Raw genomic sequence first — 17,562 nt, forward strand, 5'->3', positions numbered from 1 at the left:
CTACGTCGATGAGTCCATGAGCCGGGCGAAGAACCCGACTACCACGTTCCACGTCCGGCCGGCCCAGGTCTCGCCCGCGGCGTGCCGCGTGGAGGCATGCCGGGTGGGCACGGGGCCGCCGGGTGGCGGGGCAAACCCGGCCGGCGGCGGCGCAGAGGACACTTGCCGCTCAACGAGCTCCAGAAACGCGTCGACCTCGTCCTGGTTGTAACCGCGCTTCCCGATCGGCGGCTTGGAGAACGCCACGGCGCGGACCTGCTCCGCGGTGAGGGTGGACCCCCTTAGGTCTCGCAGCGCCGCCTCGACGTGGTCGAGGAAAGCGTCGACCTCGTCTTCGTTGTAACCGCGCTTCCCGATCGGCGGCTTGGAGAAAGCAACATTGCGCACCTGCTCCGGAGTGAGCCGATCGCCCGGCGCTGACGCGCTGGGATCGCCGGCGGCGGGACGCGGCTGCGCCAGCTGACGTTCCAGGTCGGCGATGCGCTTTTCGGGGTCGTCGGAGTCCATCGAAGAATCGTCTCACCGGGACGCCGCCGGTACTAGTGATCGCGCGAAACGCAAGGCTTTCGCAAGCGGTCGGTAGCAAACTAACGACGTGTCCAATATTTGAGCGCAGGTACGACGGCTACCGCGGTTGGGATCGGTAGCGGCGGGGGCGTTATTCACTTCCACATGAACGCGGCCAGCCCGGACCGCAACTTTGAGGGAAAAGGACAACCATGACGCGACGAATCGTGCGGTTAGCAACCACCGCATTGGTCGTCGGTGGTCTGGCCGTGGGCGGCCTGACCGCCGGTACGGCTTCGGCCCAGCCCGGTCCGCTGCCGCTAGATGCGTGGCCCGGCTGCCCCAACGACCACCCGCAGGGGCCATGCCACTGGTGCCCGGGGCAACCCTTGCCGCCGACCGGTAACCACGTCACCAACCCGGTCGTGTGGGACAACAACATCTGCCACACCTACTACTACGTCTACTTCGGGCAGGGCAATGTCGCCCAGAACATTTGGGATGGCGAGAACCCGCCGCCGCCGCCCCCACCGGCGCCGCCAGGGCTCATCAACAAGGACAACTGCCAGCAGATACTGGGCATTTTCTGCCCCCGCGCGTGACCAGGGCGGCGCCCGCCTAGGGCGCCGCCCTCATCTGGAAGCTCTGCCGGTCGACCAACAACCCGAGATCGGAGATGGGCCCCAGGGCCGGCTCGATGTCGTGATAGCTCAGGCCCGGCCGCGCCGGATGAGCTGCAGCGTGGCGTCCTCGGCGGTCGTGTCGAACGCCGACGCCTGGTATCTCGGCGTCTGCTCGATCAGGGCCATGACGGACGAGCCGGTCCCGCAGCCGATCTCGAACACCCGGTCCCCGTCCAGGCGTCGAAGTCCGTTGATCCACGGCACACATTCGTTCCGGTCGTAGATCGGGCGCCTGCGCGTGTGCCCCTCGATGTCGCGGCACCCGACGTCGGAATCCCAATTGCCCTTGGCCGACCAGTTTTCTAACAGGTGATCGCGGAAACGGTCCGCGCTCAATTAATCCAGCGGCACAAAACGTCGACGGAGCGCGATCGGCCCGCCAGATGATTCGGCGGGCCGATTCCTTCGCGCGCTCCTTGATCGCCAGTGCCCTTTCGGCAATTGTGTACGTACGGACGGTGATCATCGCGTTCGGCGCCCGCGGCCGGCGGCGGCACCGAAACGGCTGCCGGTGTTGCGCAATGGTTATGCTCAGCCTGAAGCTAATTCAATGTGTTGCAGTGGATTTGCCACCGGATAGGCTTCCTTGGTGACAGAAACTCCGTCGTCATATTTGGTGTTGGCCTCCCAGCGCAGCGGCAGCACGCTGCTGGTGGAATCGCTGCGCGCCACCGGTGTGGCCGGCGAGCCCCAGGAGTTCTTCCAATACCTGCCGACCACCAGCCAGGCCCCGCAGCCGCGGGAATGGTTCGCCGGTGTGGACGACGAGTCGATCCTGACCCTGCTCGATCCGATGGACGAGGGAAAGCCCGACCTCGCGCCGGCCGAGGTCTGGCGCGACTACATCCGCACCGTCGGCAGGACCCCGAACGGCGTGTGGGGCGGCAAGCTGATGTGGAACCAGACGCCGCTGTTGCGCAGCCGCGCCAGCCAGCTGCCGGATCGATCCGGCGACGGATTGCTGGCGGCGATCCGCGACGTCGTCGGCGAGGAACCGCTGCTGGTCTACGTCTACCGACCCGATGTGGTGTCGCAGGCGGTGTCGTTCTGGCGCGCGGTGCAGACGCGGGTGTGGCGGGGCCGGCCGGATCCGGTCCGCGACGCACGCGCCACCTACCACGCCGGGGCGATCGCCCACGTCGTCACCATGCTGCGCGCCCAGGAGCAGGGCTGGCGGACCTGGTTCGCCGAAGAGGACATAAAACCCATGGAGATTGCGTATCCAGTGTTGTGGCGCAATCTGACTCAGGTGGTGGCAACCATCCTCGAGGAGCTGGGGCTCGACCCACGGCTGGCGCCGCACCCGGTGCTGGAGCGCCAGGCCGACCAACGGTCCGACGACTGGGTGGACCGCTACCGTGCCGATGCCGAGAGAGAGGGGCTGCCGACATGACGGTCACACTGGTGGAGGCGCGGCGGGTCGACGAATTGCGACTGCTGGAAGCCGAAGCGGTGCACATCATCCGCGAGGTCGTCGCCGAGCTGGAGCGACCCGTCCTGCTGTTTTCGGCGGGCAAGGACTCGATCGTGCTGCTTCGACTGGCGGAGAAGGCGTTTCGGCCGCTCCCGCTGCCATTCCCGGTGATGCACGTGGACACCGGCCACAACTTCCCCGAGGTGATCGAGTTCCGCGACCGCAGGGTCACCGGCTACGGGCACAGGCTCATCGTCGCCTCGGTACAGGAATCCATCGACAACGGCCGGGTGCCCGACCCGGGCCCCGGCGCCTCGCGCAACCGGGCGCAGACCCGCACGCTGCTCGACGCGCTGGAGGCCGGCGGCTTCGACGCGGCCTTCGGCGGCGCCCGCCGCGACGAGGAACGGGCCCGCGCCAAGGAACGCATCCTGAGCTTCCGCGACGAGTTCGGCCAATGGGATCCGCGCGCGCAGCGCCCGGAGCCGTGGTCGCTTTACAACGGGCGGATCAAAAAGGGCGAACAGGTTCGGGTGTTCCCGCTCAGCAACTGGACCGAGCTCGACGTGTGGCGCTACATCGAGCTGGAAGACCTTGAAATACCGTCGATTTACTACGCGCACGAGCGCGAGGTGTTCGAACGCGACGGCATCCTGCTGGCGGTGTCGGACTACGCCTCGCCACAGGACGGCGAGATCTCCGCCGTCGAATGGGTGCGCTACCGCACCGTCGGTGACCTGACCATCACCGGCGCGGTGCGCTCGCGGGCCACCGATATCGCCCGGGTCATCGAGGAGATCTCCGCGGCCACCGTCTCCGAGCGCGGCGAGACCCGCGCCGATGACCGCACCTCTGCCGCCGCGATGGAAGACCGCAAGCGAGAGGGCTACTTCTGATGACCGCGACCGAAAACTCCGAGCACACGGAGCAATTCCAGCCCCGGAAGGGCATCACGCGTCAGCTGCTGCGCATCGCCACCGCCGGCTCGGTGGACGACGGCAAGAGCACGCTGATCGGGCGTCTCCTGCACGACACCGACAGCCTGCCGCTGGACCACCTGGCCGCCGTCACCGACTCTGACGGCGTCGCCGACCTTGCCGCGTTGTCCGACGGGTTGCGCGCCGAGCGCGAGCAAGGCATCACCATCGACGTCGCCTACCGCTTCTTTTCCACCGCCACCCGCAGCTATATCCTCGCCGACACTCCGGGCCACGAGCGCTACACCCGCAACATGTTCACCGGCGCCTCCAACGCGCACGTGGCCATCCTGCTGGTCGACGCGCGCGCCGGCGTGCTGCGGCAGACGCGCAGGCACGCCCGCATCGCAAAGCTGTTGAGCATCAAGCACTTTGTCGCGACGGTGAACAAGTTCGACCTCGTCGACTTCGATCGGGCCACGTTCGCCGAGGTGGAAGGCCAACTGCGCCAGTTGGCGGACCGCCTGGGTCGGGTGGACATCACCGTGATCCCGATCGCGGCCAAGCACGGCGACAACGTGGTGCACCGCTCCGACCGCACGCCGTGGTACGACGGCCCCACCCTGCTGGAATATCTGGAAGGCGTCGAGCTGGCGGCGCCGAATGCCGAGGCGGCGCGGCTGCGGCTGCCGGTGCAGTGGGTGTCGCGGCCGACCGCCGATGTGCGCCGCCGCTACACCGGACGGCTCGCGGCGGGCACGCTGAGCGTCGGCGACCCGGTGATCTCGCTGCCCGCCGGCACCCGCTCGACCGTGACCGCGCTGGACACCCTCGACGACGAACGCACGACGGCCGTTGCGCCGCTGTCGGTTTCGATCGAGCTGGCCGACGACATCGACGTGGGCCGCGGCGACGTGCTGATCAGCGGCGCCGACGACGCGGTCGCGCCGGCGCTGGCCCGGGAGCTGGACGCGACCGTGTGCTGGTTCGTGGACTCGCCGCTGCGGGCCGGTGACCGGCTGGCGCTCAAGCAGACCACCAAGACGGTCCGCGCCACCGTGCAGGGGCTGCACTCGCGGCTCGACCCGGAGACGCTCGACGAGCTCGATCAGCCGGTTGAGTTGGCGCTCAACGACATCGGCACCGTGACGCTGCGCACCAGCTCGGTCGTCATCGCCGACAGCTACGCCGACAATCGTGACAGCGGCGCGTTCATCCTGATCGACGAGACCACCAACGACACCGTCGGGGCCGGCACCATCATCGAGGCGCGGGAGGTCAAGCCGGGCACGCACCCGCGCACCGACATCCGCTGGCACCCGTCGGCGCTGGACCGTGGGCACCGCTGGCGCGCCACCGGGCAGGCGGGCGCGACGATCTGGTTCACCGGCCTGCCCGCCTCGGGCAAGTCGACCATCGCGGTGGCCGTCGAGCGCGCGCTGGTCGAATCCGGGCGGGTCGCCTACCTGCTCGACGGCGACAACCTGCGCCATGGTCTCTCCGACGACCTGGGCTTCTCCCCCGGCGATCGCACCGAAAACATCAGACGCGTCGGCCATTTGACCCGGCTGCTGGCCGACGCGGGCGTGGTCGCGCTGGCGTCGCTGGTCTCCCCGCTGCGCTCCGACCGCGAGACCGCCCGCGCCCTGAATGACGCCGCCAAGCTGCCGTTCATCGAGGTGCACGTGGCCACGTCGCTGGCCGAGTGCGAGAAGCGGGACCCCAAGGGCCTCTACGCGCGCGCCCGCCGCGGCGAGCTCACGGGGCTGACGGGTGTCGACGCGCCGTACGAGCCACCCGAGAGCCCGGACCTGGTGCTCGACACCGCCGGTGCCGATGTCGACGAGCTGGCCGCCCGGGTCATCGCCCTGCTCGACGAGGTCAGTCCCCGCCCGGAGAGCTAAATTCAGCGCGAGCCAATCACTTGGTCGGCGCCACGGCACGCGCAACGATGTTCGTCGTGAGCGAAGAGGTTCCGGCGTCGTCGTCTTGGCGGGAGTGGGTCGGCTCGGTGTCGGTGGATTGGTGGGCGACCCTGCTGGCCGGCGTGATCACCGCGTTGGCGGTCGCCGACGTGCTGCCGAAGATTCCGTGGTGAGCGCGTTGAGCACCGCGCACGCGGAGCCCATTGAGCCTGCGGAAACGCTGGACGAGCCCGCCTTCACCAGCCGCCGCCCGCTCGACTATGTGCCGGGCATCCTGCTGCTGATCGGCGTGGGCCTGCTGGGCAAGTACGCCCAGCTTTGGTGGAACGCGCTGGCCAAACACGAACACTGGCGGGTGCCCGACATCGAATACGTGTTGTGGGCCATCGTGATTGGGCTGCTGATCACCAACACGGTCGGGCTGCACCGGATATTTCGCCCCGGCGTGCAGACCTACGAGTTCTGGCTCAAGGTCGGGATCGTGGTGCTGGGCGCCCGGTTCGTGCTCGGCGACATCGCCAAGCTGGGCGGGGTGAGCCTGGTCCAGATCCTGGTCGACATGGCGGTCGCCGGCACCATCATCATCGTCGCGGCGCGCGCGTTCGGGTTGTCCGGCAAGCTGGGATCGCTGCTGGCCATCGGCACCTCGATCTGCGGAGTGTCGGCCATCATCGCCGCCAAGGGCGCGATCCGGGCCCGCAACTCCGATGTCGGGTATGCCATCGCGGCGATCCTGGCACTAGGCGCGGTGGCCCTGTTCGTGTTGCCGCCGCTGGGGCACGCGATCGGCCTGACCGATCGCGAATTCGGCATGTGGGCGGGCCTGGCGGTGGACAACACCGCCGAAACGACCGCCACGGGCTACCTCTTTTCCGACCACGCCGGAAAGATCGCCGTGCTGGTCAAGTCGGCCCGCAACGCGCTGATCGGGTTCGTCGTCTTGGGCTTCGCGCTGTATTGGGCCGCGCGCGGGCAGGCCGACGAGATCGCGCCGGGCGTGAAAGCCAAGGCGGCGTTCGTCTGGAAGAAGTTCCCGAAGTTCGTGCTGGGCTTCCTGGCGGTGTCGGCGATCGCCACCGCGCATTGGCTGAGTAAGGGGCAAACCGCGAACCTGGCCAACGTGTCGAAATGGGCGTTTCTGCTCACCTTTGCCGGCGTCGGTCTCAACACCGACATCCGCCAGATCGCGCGCACCGGGTGGCGACCGCTTGTCGTGGCGGTGATAGGGCTCATCGTCGTCGCGTCGGTCTCGCTGGGCATCGTCCTGCTCACCTCACGCGTGTTCCATTGGGGCCCAGGCGCGTAGCGCGGCCGACCGCCCGCAGCACATGTCGATGCGTCTGACTGTTCGCGTCGGGCGCCTACGTCTTGCTGGTTTCCTCAGCCTCTCCGGCCTCTCCGGACTCTCCGGACTCGGCGGGGTCCTCGATCACCTCATACGCCGGGTCGACCATCGACATGGGCTGATTGCCGGTCTGCTTGGGCTTTCCGGTGATGCGCAGTAGCTGGCCGGGCTGGATGTCGGCGCCCCCGTGTCCCGGGCGGAAGGTGACGTTGATTTCGCCGCTGTCGTCGCCGACCACGATCCACCGCAGCGTCCGCCGCCGCTTGTTGACGTCTTCGACCTGGTTGACCCGTCCCTCGATGGTGGCGCGCTGGCCCGGGATCAGGCCGGCCACTGTGATCACCGACCGCGGCCGCTCGGGGTGCTCGTAGGCTTCGACGTCCCGATCCTCATCCTTCGAGATCCACGCTTCGACCTTGTCGAGCGAACGCGCGATGCGGTGCTCGAAGTCGTCGGGAAACGCCTCTTTGATGCGCGACTCCACGTCGTAGGGGACGATCGTCGCCGCGGCATCCGGAATCAGGCTGACCGCCCGAGCGATCTTGTCCGCGGTGCGGTCGTGCAGCAGGCGTCCCAGCAGCGGGGAATACGTGCGACGTGGCAACAGCACCGTCACGTTGGTGTCGGAATGTTCCTGCAGCGCCTTGGCGACCAGTAGCTGCGCCGACCGGTTGAGCCGCCGGTCCGGACAATCCACGACCCGCAGCCGGGTGTTGAGTTCGTAGTGGTCCCAACGCTTTCGCAAGTGCGCGGCGTGGGCCGGGTCGACCACGAAGTGCACGGCGATGAGCTCGTCAGCGCGCAGGCCCTTGCCGTACCGCAAGGCCTCGATCACCGCGAGGTCGACGGAATTCACGAACACGAAAACCCGGTGGCGGGCGTACCTCACCAGCTCGGGCCGGTCGGTGCGGAACATCTCGAGAATGGCCGCCTCGGCCCGATATTCGCGGTTGAGCCGGATCAGCAGGAACACCAGCACCGGGAACACAACAACGACCAGCCACGCGCCCTCGGTGAACTTCGCCACCGCGAAGATCGCCACCACGATCGTCGACAGGATTCCCGCGGACAGGTTGATCGCCGACCGGCGCCGCCACCCCGGCTCGCGCTGGGTGAAATGGTGCTTGGTCATCCCGTAACCGGCCATCGAGAAGCCGGTGAACACGCCGATCGCATAGAACGGCACCAGCGCGTTGACCGAGCCACCGGTCGTCAGCAGCAGTGCCACCGACAGCGCCGTCAGGGTCATGATCCCGTTCGAAAACACCAGGCGGTGACCGCGTTTCGTCAGCTGCCGCGGCAGGAAGCGGTCTTCGGCGACGAAACTGGCCAGCGCCGGGAACCCGTTGAAACTGGTGTTCGCACCGGTGAACAAGATGGCGGCGGTCGAGGCCTGCACCAGTATGTAGAAGGCGCCGCCGACAGCGCCGTTGCCGAAGACCGACCGGGCGATCTGCGACAGCACCGACGGATATTCGGAGAGATACGGCGTGGCGTGCGTGGCGTGGGCGAGAAAGGCCACACCGGCCAACAGGAACCCCAGGATGGTCGCCATGGTAGTGAGCACCCGACGCGCGTTGCGGCCCTGTGGTTTTCGGAATACGTCGACGGTGTTGGAGATGGCCTCGACCCCGGTCAGCGACGAACCTCCGTTGGCGAACGCGCGCAACAGTGTCAGGATGGTCGCACCCATCACCAGGCCATCTCCCTGGTGAACCGGCACCGTTCCGGGCAGCTGCGCGGGATCGTAAACCGGTAAGTCGCCGACGATTGCGCGCGCCACGCCGACCACGATCATGAACCCGACCATGACGACGAACAAGTAGGTCGGCACCGCGAACTGCCATCCCGCTTCCTTCAATCCGCGAAGATTCGCATAGCAGATGACAAGCACTACGCCGATCGTGATTTGCAGGCTGTGCGGACCCAGGGCCGGCAGCGCCGACACAACCGCCACCGTCCCGGCCGCGGACTGCACCGCCACGGTGACCACATAGTCGATCAGCAGCGCCGCGGCGGCCACCTGCGCCACCCGAGGTCCGAAATTCTCCCGCGCCACGATGTACGAACCGCCTGCCCGGGTGTAGGCCATCACGACCTGCCGGTACGAGGCGGTCACCAAGACCAGGATCAGCAAGATGACGCCGGTGATCGGCAGCAACAGCACAAACGCCGCCAGCCCCGCGCGCGGCAACAGTTCGATCAGGACCTGCTCTGGACCGTAGGCGGTCGACGAGATCGCGTCCGGCGAAAGTGCCCCCAGCGCAACGGGATTCGAGAGCTTCTCGGACCTCAGTTCCTCTGTGATGAGCGGCTTTCCCAGAAAGACCCGCTTGGCGATGTCACCAATCGAGGTCGGGATGTACAGCTTGCCCGCCGAACCACTAGCCGAACCAGTCACAACCACATCCCTTGCCCAAGGTCGAAGCGCCGTCCCTTCGGATGCATTCTGCCGTTCGCGGGATCCGCGCGGCAGGCGGACGGGCTAAGTCAGGCTTGTGCCAGTCTTCGCACCGCGGCGGCGATGCGCTCGTCGCTGGCGGTCAGCGCCACTCGCACGTGCCGGGCGCCACCCGGGCCGTAGAAGTCGCCGGGCGCCACCAGGACGCCGCGGGTGGCCAGCCAGCTGACGCTGTCCGCGCAGGGCTCACCGCGGGTGGCCCACAGGTACAGGCCCGCATCGGAATAGTCGACGCCGAAACCGGCCGAGCCCAGCGCCGGCAGCAGGGCGGCCCGCCGCCGTTCGTACCGCTCGCGCTGCTGTTGTTCGTGGGCGTCGTCGTCGAGGGCGGCCACCATCGCGGCCTGCACCGGCGTCGGCACCATCATCCCGGCGTGCTTGCGCACGGCCAACAGCTCGGCGACCACGGCCGGGTCGCCGGCGACGAAGCCGGCCCGATAACCGGCCAGCGACGAGCTCTTCGACAGCGAATGGATCGCGAGCAGCCCGGTGTGGTCGCCGTCGCAGACCGAGGGATGCAGCACCGACACCGGCTGGGCGTCCCAGCCCAGACCCAGGTAGCACTCGTCGGAAGCCACCAGCGCGCCTCGGTCGCGCGCCCACCCGACGACCTTGCGCAGGTGGTCGACGCCCAGCACCCGGCCGGTCGGATTGCTGGGCGAGTTCAGGTAGATCAGGGCCGGGGTTTGCGGGCCCAGCTGGGTGAGCGAATCCGCCCGCAGCACCTGCGCACCGGCCAGCCGGGCGCCGACGTCGTACGTCGGATAGGCCAGCTCGGGCGCCACGATCACGTCGCCGGGTCCCAGCCCGAGCAGGGTCGGCAGCCAGGCGATGAGTTCCTTGCTGCCGATCACCGGCAGCACGGCCGCCTCGCTCACCCCGGTGATCCCGAAGCGGCGTTGAAGGGCGGCCACCGCCGACTCGCGCAGCCGGGCCGTGCCGGCGGTCGCCGGATATCCCGAGGCCGAACTGGCGGCGGCCAGCGCCTCCCGGATCAGCGGCGCGACCGGGTCGACCGGCGTGCCGACGGACAAGTCGACGATCCCGTCCGGGTGAGCGCCGGCCAGCGACTTCGCGTCGGCCAATGTGTCCCAAGGGAATTCCGGGAGGGACTGCGACACCTTCCCCCTAGGCCCCCTGGGGCCGCCCGCCCTCAACCCGGGCCTGGACAGCACCGGCCGCTCAGTCGCCTTCGCCCTGGGGCGGCAGATCCTTGACCACCTGCGGGTCGTTCTCGGTCATGCCGACCTTCGCCGCACCGCCCGGCGACCCCAGCTCAACGAAGAAGTCGGCGTTGATCTGGGTGTACTCGCCCCACTGCTCGGGCACATCGTCTTCGTAGTAGATCGCTTCGACAGGGCAGACGGGCTCGCAGGCACCGCAGTCGACGCATTCGTCGGGGTGGATGTACAGCATCCGGGCACCCTCGTAGATGCAGTCGACCGGGCATTCCTCGATGCATGCCTTGTCCTTGATGTCGACGCAGGGTTCGGCGATCGTGTACGTCACAGACGTCTCCTCAAGGTCTCCTCCATGTGCTGCCTATGGGCTGCTGTTCGGCTCGCCGCGGCGCTTCGGCCGCTTCAGAGAAAAGCTCTCGGTTACTGATACTAGACGTTGCACATACACGTCAACCACTGGGCACGCCGTGGCGGCGTCCGGGCCGCGCGCGAAGCTCGCCGCCACCCGGGCCCCCGGGCCGTCCGCGCGGCCCGGGCGGTGGTTTCACCCACGGCGAACATCGCCGACAAGCCCCTGATCTGCGGATAGTTACGTTTAGAGGTTCATGTGCGATAACGGTTGCGATGGAAGAACGCTCACGGGGCCTGGTAACCTCGACCGCAGACGGCAACCGTTGGGCTGATGTCGTCGCCGTTTAATGACGGTGCATTGATAGGGAAGGTGTCCACAAATGGTGAGGCTGTCGTTGACCAAATTGGCCGCAGCAGTTGGGGGGGCGGCGTTCGCGTTGACGGCTGGCTCCGGGATCGCATCCGCCGATCCGCTGGATCCGGTTATCAACACGACCTGCAACTACGGCCAGGTGATGGCCGCGCTGAACGCGACCGACCCGGGCGCGGCCGCGCAGTTGAACGCATCGCCGATCGCGGTGAACTACCTGCGCAACTTCCTGGCCTCGGCGCCGCCCCAGCGGCTGCAGATGGCCCGCCAGATCCAGGCCATGCCGCAGGCCGCGCCGTACTTCAACGACGTGCTGTCGGTGGCCGGGAGCTGCAACAACTACTGAACCAGCGCGAAACGGTTCAGTAGCCGCTGAGCAGTCGGCGCACCTGGCCCAATGTTTCGGGTCCGACACGGCTGCAGACCCGCGACGGGTCCCCAGGACGGCGACCCCAGAGCAGCAACACTCGCGCGGCGGCATCGGTTTCGAGTGTGGCCGGCCCCTCGGGGCCGGCCATTCCGATGGAGGTCGCCTCGGCGTCGGCGCTGAGCAAGACATCGTCGGCGCCGGGCACGCGCAGCCGCGCGTCGATCCGCTCACCCGGGCGTAACTGCTTGGCCCCCTTGGCAAGCAGCGGACGCCCCACAGCGACGACGCTGTGCGTGGTCATCCAGGGCTCGGCCAGCGCGGCGGCCACCGGGTTGTTGCTGTCGCCGGTGATGTCCCAGCCGTGCAGGACGAGCTCTTCGCGCATGTGCTCGGCGAACCAGGGCACCTTCATGGTGCGACCGGTCCAGGCCACGTCGGTGTCCGCCGGGACCTGCTCGGCGGCCGCCGCGACCTCGTTGAGGGTGACCATCCGGTCATGCAGCGCGTCCCACAGGTCGGCATCGCCCAGGGCGCGCAGCGGGCCCTCACGCTCCTCGAAACTGCGGGTGCCGACGGGTTCGCCCTCAAGGTGCGCGCCCAGCACCCGGGCGAGCTCCTCGGCGTTTCCGGCTTGATGGATGACGATGTCGCGGACCGTCCAGGCTTCGCACCAGGTGCCGGCATCGGGCCTGCGCTGCTGCACCGTGTCCACAAACGGCCGCCACTCGGGGAATCGATCGTCGTCGATGTGTCGCTTCACAGTCCCCGGTATACCCCGGGGCTCTGACAAGCTAAGCCAGCTACGCCGCAAGCGGGGCGTACGTGGTGGTGCGCTGGCGGGCCGGCCGCCCTATCCCCTCGGCGATCGCGGTCAGCTCGGCCACGCTCTTCGACGAGCCGTGTTCCGATCCCGCCATCCGGGAGATCGTCTCCTCCATCAGCGTGCCGCCCAGGTCGTTGGCGCCGCCGTTGAGCATCACCCGGGTGCGCTCGACACCGAGCTTGACCCAGCTGGTCTGGATGTGGGAAATGCGGCCGTGCAACATGATTCGCGCCAGGGCGTGCACCGCTCGGTTGTCGCGGTGGGTGGGCCCGGGGCGCGCCGCACCGGCAAGATACAGCGGGGAATTCTGGTGCACGAACGGCAACGGCACGAACTCGGTGAAACCGCCGGTGCGGTCCTGGATTTCGCGCAGCACGTTGAGGTGGGCGACCCAGTGCCGCGGGCTGTCGACGTGCCCGTACATCATCGTCGACGACGACCGCAGGCCCACTTCGTGCGCGGTGGTCACGATCTCGATCCACATCGAGGTCGGCAGCTTGCCCTTGGTGAGCACCCAGCGCACCTCGTCGTCGAGGATCTCGGCGGCGGTGCCGGGGATGGTGTCCAGGCCGGCCTCGCGCAGGCCGGTCAGCCATTCGCGGATGCTCAACCCGCTCTTGGTCACGCCGTTGGCGATCTCCATCGGCGAAAACGCGTGCACGTGCATCGACGGCACGCGGGCCTTGACCCCGCGCACCAGCTCGGCGTACCCGGTGACCGGCAGCTCGGGATCGATCCCGCCCTGCATGCACACCTCGGTGGCGCCCTGCACGTGCGCCTCCCACGCGCGGTCGGCCACCTCGTCGACGGACAGCGAGTACGCATCAGCGTCGCCCTTACGCTGCGCGAACGCGCAGAAGCGGCACCCAGTGTAGCAGATGTTGGTGAAGTTGATGTTGCGGTTGACCACGAAGGTGACGTCGTCACCGACCACGTCGCGCCGCAGCGAATCGGCCAGCGCCGCAACGGCGTCCAGTGCGGGCCCGTCGGCGGTGGCCAGCGCCAGGTACTCGTCGTCGGTGCAGCCGGCGGGGTCGCGTTCGGCCGAGGCAAGTGCGGCGAGCACGTCGGTGTCTAGGCGTTCTGGCGCTTTGGCGCCTTGCGCGGCCAGCTCGTGCACGTGCGCGCGGATCGATTCCCAATCGCCGAAGGCGCTGTGTAGGTCGCTGCGCGCCGCGCTGTTGCGGCCCTCGGTGTCGATCGCCGCGTTCAGATCGACGCGCCCGGCCGACTCCACGTCGTCGGGCTCCTGCCATGGCAGGCCCACCGGGCTGACGTCGCGGGCCAGGCCGGTGGCCGGGTCGGCCAGCGCCAGCACGTGGGCCCGCACCCGCGGATCGATCCACGCCGCGCCGGCCTGGACGTATTTGGGTTGCGCGGTCAATCGCTGCACCAGTTCGTATCCGGCCTCGGCGGTGACGGCGGCCAGCTCGTCCAGAGCGGGCCAGGGGCGTTCGGGGTTGACATGGTCGGGCGTCAACGGCGAGACACCTCCCCAGTCGTCGACCCCGGCGGCTATCAAAGCCAGGCATTCCTCGCGCGAGACCAAATTCGGCGGCGCCTGGATGCGCATGCCCGGCCCAAGTACCAACCGTGCGACGGCCACCGTGGCCACGTAGTCCTCGATGCCGGCGTCGGGGACCGTGGCCATCGGAGTGTGTTCCTTGGCCCGGAAGTTCTGCACGATCACTTCCTGGACGTGACCGAACTCCTTGTGCGACTTACGGATCGCGTGCAAGGTGTCGGCGCGTTCGGCCAGCGTTTCGCCGATGCCGACCAGCAGCCCGGTGGTGAACGGAATCGACAACCGGCCCGCGTCGGTCAGCGTGCGCAGCCGAACCGCCGGGTCTTTGTCGGGGCTGCCGTAGTGGGCAAGCCCCTTGGTTTCAAACAGCCGCCGCGACGTCGTCTCGAGCATCATGCCCATCGACGGCGCCACCGGCTTGAGCCGCGACATCTCCGACCAGCTCATCACGCCGGGGTTCAGGTGCGGCAACAGCCCGGTTTCCTCCAGCACGCGGATGGCCATCGCCCGCACGTAGGACAGTGTGGAGTCATACCCGCGCTCTCCGAGCCACTGGCGGGCCTCCGGCCACCGATCCTCGGGCCGATCCCCGAGGGTGAACAGCGCTTCCTTGCAACCGAGTTCGGCACCACGCCGCGCGATGTCGAGAATCTCGTCGGGCTCCAGGTACATGCCCGCCCCCTCGGCACGAAGCCTGCCGGGGACGGTGACGAAGGTGCAGTAATGGCAGGTGTCGCGGCACAGATGGGTGACCGGGATGAACACCTTGCGCGAATAGGTGATCGGCAACCGGCCCCCGGGCCCGCGCCGCCCGGCCGACTCCAGTCCCGCGTCGCGCACCCGCGCCGCGCTCGCGCACAGGTCCGCGAGGTCGTCGCCGCGCGCGGTCATCGCGACCGCCGCCTCGTCGACGTTCAGCGCAACCCCGTCCCGGGCCCGCCGCAACACGCGCCGCATCGCCGACGCACTGTGCTGGGGCGGAACTACGAGGCTAGGCAGAGCGGTGGGCTCCTGGCCCGGAGTCAGTGGCACGTTGGTGTAACTTCCCCACGATCGAATTTCATCCGTGCGTCCCAACCGAAACTTTGGGCAGCGGTGCCATATGGGCAACAGTAGCGCCAGGCTACCGCCGGCCCGCGGTCGGCATTCGGGGGGTCGCGGCCGCGCGCGGAGTCCTTGTTATGTGTTTGGTGGAGTTGCCCTCGGTTGAACTGCGATCGCGATACCATCCGACCTAACCCCGCGGAGGTGTGCGATGTCGTTCCTGTTCGCGGCCCCCGACGGGCTGGTCGCGGCGGCTTCGGACTTGGCCGGCGTCGGTTCGACGCTCAGCGCGGCCAACGAGGCCGTCGCGGCCCCGACGGCGGCAGTGGCGGCGGCCGCCGCCGATCAGGTGTCGGCACAGGTCGCCGCGTTCTTTTCCGAGCACGGGCTCGACTACCAGCAGCTCAGCGCCCAGGTGTCGGCGTTTCACGAGCGGTTCGTACAGGCGCTGAGCGCGGGGGCGGGCACGTACGCGGCGGCCGAGGCCGACGCCGCGCAGACCCTGACCAGCGCGGTCAACGCGCCCGCCGCCGCGGTGCTGGGTAACCCGGCGCTGGGAGGCGGCGGCGGCGCCGCCGGTGCCGTGTCCGGCGCGGTGAACCGCATCGAGAGCGCCGTGCTGGGTTCGAGCTTGCCCGGCGTCGCCGGCGCGCAGGCAATCGCCGGTCAAGCCGGCGCGCTGCTGCTCCGCCCCACCGGCGCAATCAGCGCCCTGACCGCCGCCCGCGCGCTACTCGCCCCGTCCGCAATGACGAACGCCGGGGCGATGCCTGCGGCGCTCGCAAGCGCGGCGTTCGGCGACACGATCAAGAACAGCTACACCTACTTCGAGCCATACGTAAGGTACGGCTTCGAGCTAGCCCAGTACGCGGTGGGTTACCTGCCCTATGTCGGCTTTTTGGCACCGCAGGTCCTCTTCTTCTATGACCTCATTGAGCCCATGGTGCAGAGCGGTTTGTTCAACCTGCTTGACTGGCTTGGTGGGTCGATCACGTTCGTCCAAGGGCTGAACAACTTCTTTACGGCCACAGCGGCGTCGATCAACCAGTTCATCAACACCGAGATCAACTGGGCGCTCGGCTTCCTGCCGCCCCTGCCGCCGCTTCCGCCGATCTTCCCGTAACCCGGCCCGTCAGTCGTGGTGGCCGCGCCGCAGCAACACCCACACCGGCGGCGCCACGCCCAGCACGATCAGGACCAGGGCCCCGTAGCCCATCAGCCCTTGGCCGCCCAGGATGACGTCGTCGCCGGGTCCGCCCATGCTGATCACCGCCACCGTGAGAAGCCACGTCCACAGGGGCAACGCGGCCACCCGTGGCGACCGGGCCCATCGCCCGGCCGCCCAGACCAGCGCCGCGTTGAGCAATCCACTGATCAATCCACTGATGGGAAACGGAATGGCGCCGATGTAGGAGGGCAGCAGCAGCGCGGCGGCTAATGCCGAGAGGACCCCGTCGACTGCCAGCAGCGCCAGAACAACGAAACGAATGGCGGGATCTGTTGCGCCGCTGTCTTCGAAGGACCCGGCGCGTGGCTTGGTTTCGGTCAGGTCGGGATGCTGTCGATGTTGGAGAGGACGGAGCCGATAACCCACTGCAGGCTGTCGAGTCGGTCCTGCCAGTGCTGAAGGTTAGGGTCCAGGTCGGGGTCCATGCGAGTTCCTTCCGTGGCTGCCTAGCTGGCAGCCTACCGCGTCGCCGCGGCGGTGAAACCAAGTCCTGCAAGCAGATCTGTCTCCCAGCCGCGCTCGTCGCGCTCTCCCGCGGAGCCGGCCACCAGGACGTAGTGCTCTTCGGCGACGATCGGCAGCGCCATGTCGTTCGACAGCGCGCAGGCCCGGCCGGTCGGGCCGACGACAACCTGGGTGGCGTGCGCGGCGAGCGCAGCCGCCTTGGCGTCGCGCGCTTCGGGACCGGCCTCGACGACGGCGTCGATGTCGGAGTCGGAGTAGCCGAAGTCGAACGCTTCCCGCGGCGGGATCACCCACCCGGGCAGCAGATCCCCGGGATTCAGCGCGTGCCAACCCTGCGCCAGCGCGCGCTCGGACAACACCGTCCAGTAGAACTTCGGCACGGTCCAGGGCTCGCCGGGGTGATCTGCGGTGCCGGCGGCGGCCACCGCGGCGGTCGTGACGGTGTGGGTGTGGACGTGGTCGGGGTGCCCGTAGCCGCCGTTGGGGTCGTAGGTCACGACGACGTGGGGGCGCTGTTCGCGGATGATCGCCACCAGCGCGCCGACGGCCTCGCGTTCGTCGGCGTCGATGAACCGCTGGCGGCGCCGCTGGGGGGTGCCGGCCATGCCCGAGTCGCGCCAGCGGCCGGCTCCGCCGAGATAGATCGGCGCGGTGACGCCGAGCGCGCGCAACGCCGCGGTGAGCTCGCCGACGCGGTAGCCGCCGAGTTGGTCCGCCCGGTCGACGGCGAGCTCGGCCCAGCGTTCCCCGATGACCTCGCCCTCCTCGCCGAGCGTGCAGGTGACCACGGACACTTGTGCCCCGCGGGCGGTGTAGTGCGCGATGGTGGCGCCGTTGCTGAGACTTTCGTCGTCGGGGTGCGCGTGGACGAACAGCAGCCGCGGAGTCTCGGACATGGACGCACAGTACCTCCGCGATCGACGGCGACTCTTTTGCCGGTCGCTCAGCAGATA

Annotated in this window: 17 protein-coding genes and 1 pseudogene; 8 read left to right on the forward strand and 10 right to left on the reverse strand. The window is 68.5% G+C overall.

Translation table 11 applies throughout. The annotated features are described in order from the left end of the window. Positions 1 to 294: a DivIVA domain-containing protein gene (locus tag A5764_RS29815; protein ID WP_304441322.1), complete on the reverse strand. Its 294-nt coding sequence runs from the start codon at positions 292 to 294 to the stop codon at positions 1 to 3. Continuing rightward, positions 283 to 459, reverse strand: a pseudogene (locus tag A5764_RS29280) (DivIVA domain-containing protein); the annotation flags it as partial. The gene A5764_RS29815 and the pseudogene A5764_RS29280, both read right to left, overlap by 12 nt. Before the next feature lie 260 nt (positions 460 to 719). Here A5764_RS29280 and A5764_RS27330 point away from each other — a divergent pair. After that, entirely contained in the window at positions 720 to 1,109 is a 390-nt protein-coding gene (locus tag A5764_RS27330; RefSeq protein ID WP_082951588.1) for a hypothetical protein, read from the forward strand. A 108-nt stretch (positions 1,110 to 1,217) separates the two neighbouring features. Here A5764_RS27330 and A5764_RS08840 read toward each other — a convergent pair whose 3' ends face one another. Beyond that, the gene (locus A5764_RS08840) at positions 1,218 to 1,526 is read right to left on the reverse strand and encodes an SAM-dependent methyltransferase (RefSeq protein WP_067111758.1); all 309 of its coding nucleotides are present in this window, start codon (positions 1,524 to 1,526) and stop codon (positions 1,218 to 1,220) included. Positions 1,527 to 1,779: 253 nt separating this feature from the next. Here A5764_RS08840 and A5764_RS08845 point away from each other — a divergent pair, with 253 nt between their 5' ends. The 5 genes from A5764_RS08845 to A5764_RS08860 are packed head-to-tail and all read left to right on the forward strand — an operon-like array spanning position 1,780 to position 6,752. Further along, positions 1,780 to 2,583: a Stf0 family sulfotransferase gene (locus A5764_RS08845; protein ID WP_067111761.1), complete on the forward strand. Its 804-nt coding sequence runs from the start codon at positions 1,780 to 1,782 to the stop codon at positions 2,581 to 2,583. Beyond that, complete coding sequence (gene cysD, locus A5764_RS08850; protein ID WP_067111764.1) at positions 2,580 to 3,500, forward strand: sulfate adenylyltransferase subunit CysD; 921 nt, start codon at positions 2,580 to 2,582, stop codon at positions 3,498 to 3,500. The genes A5764_RS08845 and cysD overlap by 4 nt, the downstream gene beginning before the upstream one ends. Continuing rightward, positions 3,500 to 5,425, forward strand: a complete 1,926-nt coding sequence (gene cysC / locus A5764_RS08855; RefSeq protein ID WP_067111768.1) for an adenylyl-sulfate kinase — start codon at positions 3,500 to 3,502, stop codon at positions 5,423 to 5,425. The genes cysD and cysC overlap by 1 nt, the downstream gene beginning before the upstream one ends. Before the next feature lie 56 nt (positions 5,426 to 5,481). Further along, positions 5,482 to 5,619 carry a hypothetical protein gene (locus A5764_RS28815; protein ID WP_197501241.1) on the forward strand — a complete coding sequence of 46 codons (138 nt, stop codon included), beginning with the start codon at positions 5,482 to 5,484 and terminating at the stop codon, positions 5,617 to 5,619. Positions 5,620 to 5,624: 5 nt separating this feature from the next. Further along, complete coding sequence (locus A5764_RS08860) at positions 5,625 to 6,752, forward strand: YeiH family protein (protein ID WP_156664582.1); 1,128 nt, start codon at positions 5,625 to 5,627, stop codon at positions 6,750 to 6,752. A 55-nt stretch (positions 6,753 to 6,807) separates the two neighbouring features. Here A5764_RS08860 and A5764_RS08865 read toward each other — a convergent pair whose 3' ends face one another. From A5764_RS08865 to fdxA, 3 genes are all read right to left on the reverse strand, one after another. Next, positions 6,808 to 9,192 carry an APC family permease gene (locus tag A5764_RS08865; protein ID WP_156664579.1) on the reverse strand — a complete coding sequence of 795 codons (2,385 nt, stop codon included), beginning with the start codon at positions 9,190 to 9,192 and terminating at the stop codon, positions 6,808 to 6,810. Between the two features lie 89 nt (positions 9,193 to 9,281). Continuing rightward, positions 9,282 to 10,373 carry a succinyldiaminopimelate transaminase gene (dapC, locus tag A5764_RS08870; protein ID WP_067111777.1) on the reverse strand — a complete coding sequence of 364 codons (1,092 nt, stop codon included), beginning with the start codon at positions 10,371 to 10,373 and terminating at the stop codon, positions 9,282 to 9,284. Between the two features lie 61 nt (positions 10,374 to 10,434). Further along, positions 10,435 to 10,761, reverse strand: coding sequence for a ferredoxin (gene fdxA, locus A5764_RS08875; RefSeq protein WP_067111780.1), 327 nt, complete (start codon positions 10,759 to 10,761; stop codon positions 10,435 to 10,437). Between the two features lie 406 nt (positions 10,762 to 11,167). On the opposite strand from fdxA, the gene A5764_RS08880 reads away from it, so the two are divergent. Further along, complete coding sequence (locus A5764_RS08880; RefSeq protein ID WP_067111841.1) at positions 11,168 to 11,500, forward strand: hemophore-related protein; 333 nt, start codon at positions 11,168 to 11,170, stop codon at positions 11,498 to 11,500. Positions 11,501 to 11,516: 16 nt separating this feature from the next. Here the strand turns inward: A5764_RS08880 and A5764_RS08885 are convergent, their stop codons facing one another. Both A5764_RS08885 and A5764_RS08890 read right to left on the reverse strand, forming a co-directional pair. After that, a complete protein-coding gene (locus tag A5764_RS08885) occupies positions 11,517 to 12,284 on the reverse strand; it encodes a maleylpyruvate isomerase N-terminal domain-containing protein (RefSeq protein ID WP_067111783.1) in 768 nt (255 codons plus the stop codon). Positions 12,285 to 12,324: 40 nt separating this feature from the next. After that, entirely contained in the window at positions 12,325 to 14,904 is a 2,580-nt protein-coding gene (locus A5764_RS08890) for a bifunctional FO biosynthesis protein CofGH (protein ID WP_067111786.1), read from the reverse strand. Between the two features lie 223 nt (positions 14,905 to 15,127). Between A5764_RS08890 and A5764_RS08895 the strand changes: the two genes are divergently transcribed. Beyond that, positions 15,128 to 16,039: a PE family protein gene (locus A5764_RS08895; RefSeq protein WP_067111788.1), complete on the forward strand. Its 912-nt coding sequence runs from the start codon at positions 15,128 to 15,130 to the stop codon at positions 16,037 to 16,039. 9 nt (positions 16,040 to 16,048) lie between these two features. Here the strand turns inward: A5764_RS08895 and A5764_RS08900 are convergent, their stop codons facing one another. Both A5764_RS08900 and mshB read right to left on the reverse strand, forming a co-directional pair. After that, positions 16,049 to 16,510, reverse strand: a complete 462-nt coding sequence (locus A5764_RS08900; RefSeq protein WP_067111791.1) for a hypothetical protein — start codon at positions 16,508 to 16,510, stop codon at positions 16,049 to 16,051. A 92-nt stretch (positions 16,511 to 16,602) separates the two neighbouring features. Beyond that, positions 16,603 to 17,505, reverse strand: coding sequence for an N-acetyl-1-D-myo-inositol-2-amino-2-deoxy-alpha-D-glucopyranoside deacetylase (gene mshB, locus A5764_RS08905; protein ID WP_067111794.1), 903 nt, complete (start codon positions 17,503 to 17,505; stop codon positions 16,603 to 16,605). Between the last annotated feature and the right edge of the window lie 57 nt (positions 17,506 to 17,562).

This window comes from Mycobacterium sp. 852002-51057_SCH5723018 (assembly GCF_001667035.1).
In the GTDB taxonomy this organism is placed as follows: domain Bacteria; phylum Actinomycetota; class Actinomycetes; order Mycobacteriales; family Mycobacteriaceae; genus Mycobacterium.

What these genes read in the sequence shown, in the direction of transcription:
- cysD (WP_067111764.1), top strand. Translation starts at nt 2,580, where the DNA reads ATGACGGTCACACTGGTGGAGGCGCGGCGGGTCGACGAATTGCGACTG.
- cysC (WP_067111768.1), top strand. Translation starts at nt 3,500, where the DNA reads ATGACCGCGACCGAAAACTCCGAGCACACGGAGCAATTCCAGCCCCGG.
- A5764_RS08895 (WP_067111788.1), top strand. Translation starts at nt 15,128, where the DNA reads ATGTCGTTCCTGTTCGCGGCCCCCGACGGGCTGGTCGCGGCGGCTTCG.
- A5764_RS27330 (WP_082951588.1), top strand. Translation starts at nt 720, where the DNA reads ATGACGCGACGAATCGTGCGGTTAGCAACCACCGCATTGGTCGTCGGT.
- mshB (WP_067111794.1), bottom strand. Translation starts at nt 17,505, where the DNA reads ATGTCCGAGACTCCGCGGCTGCTGTTCGTCCACGCGCACCCCGACGAC.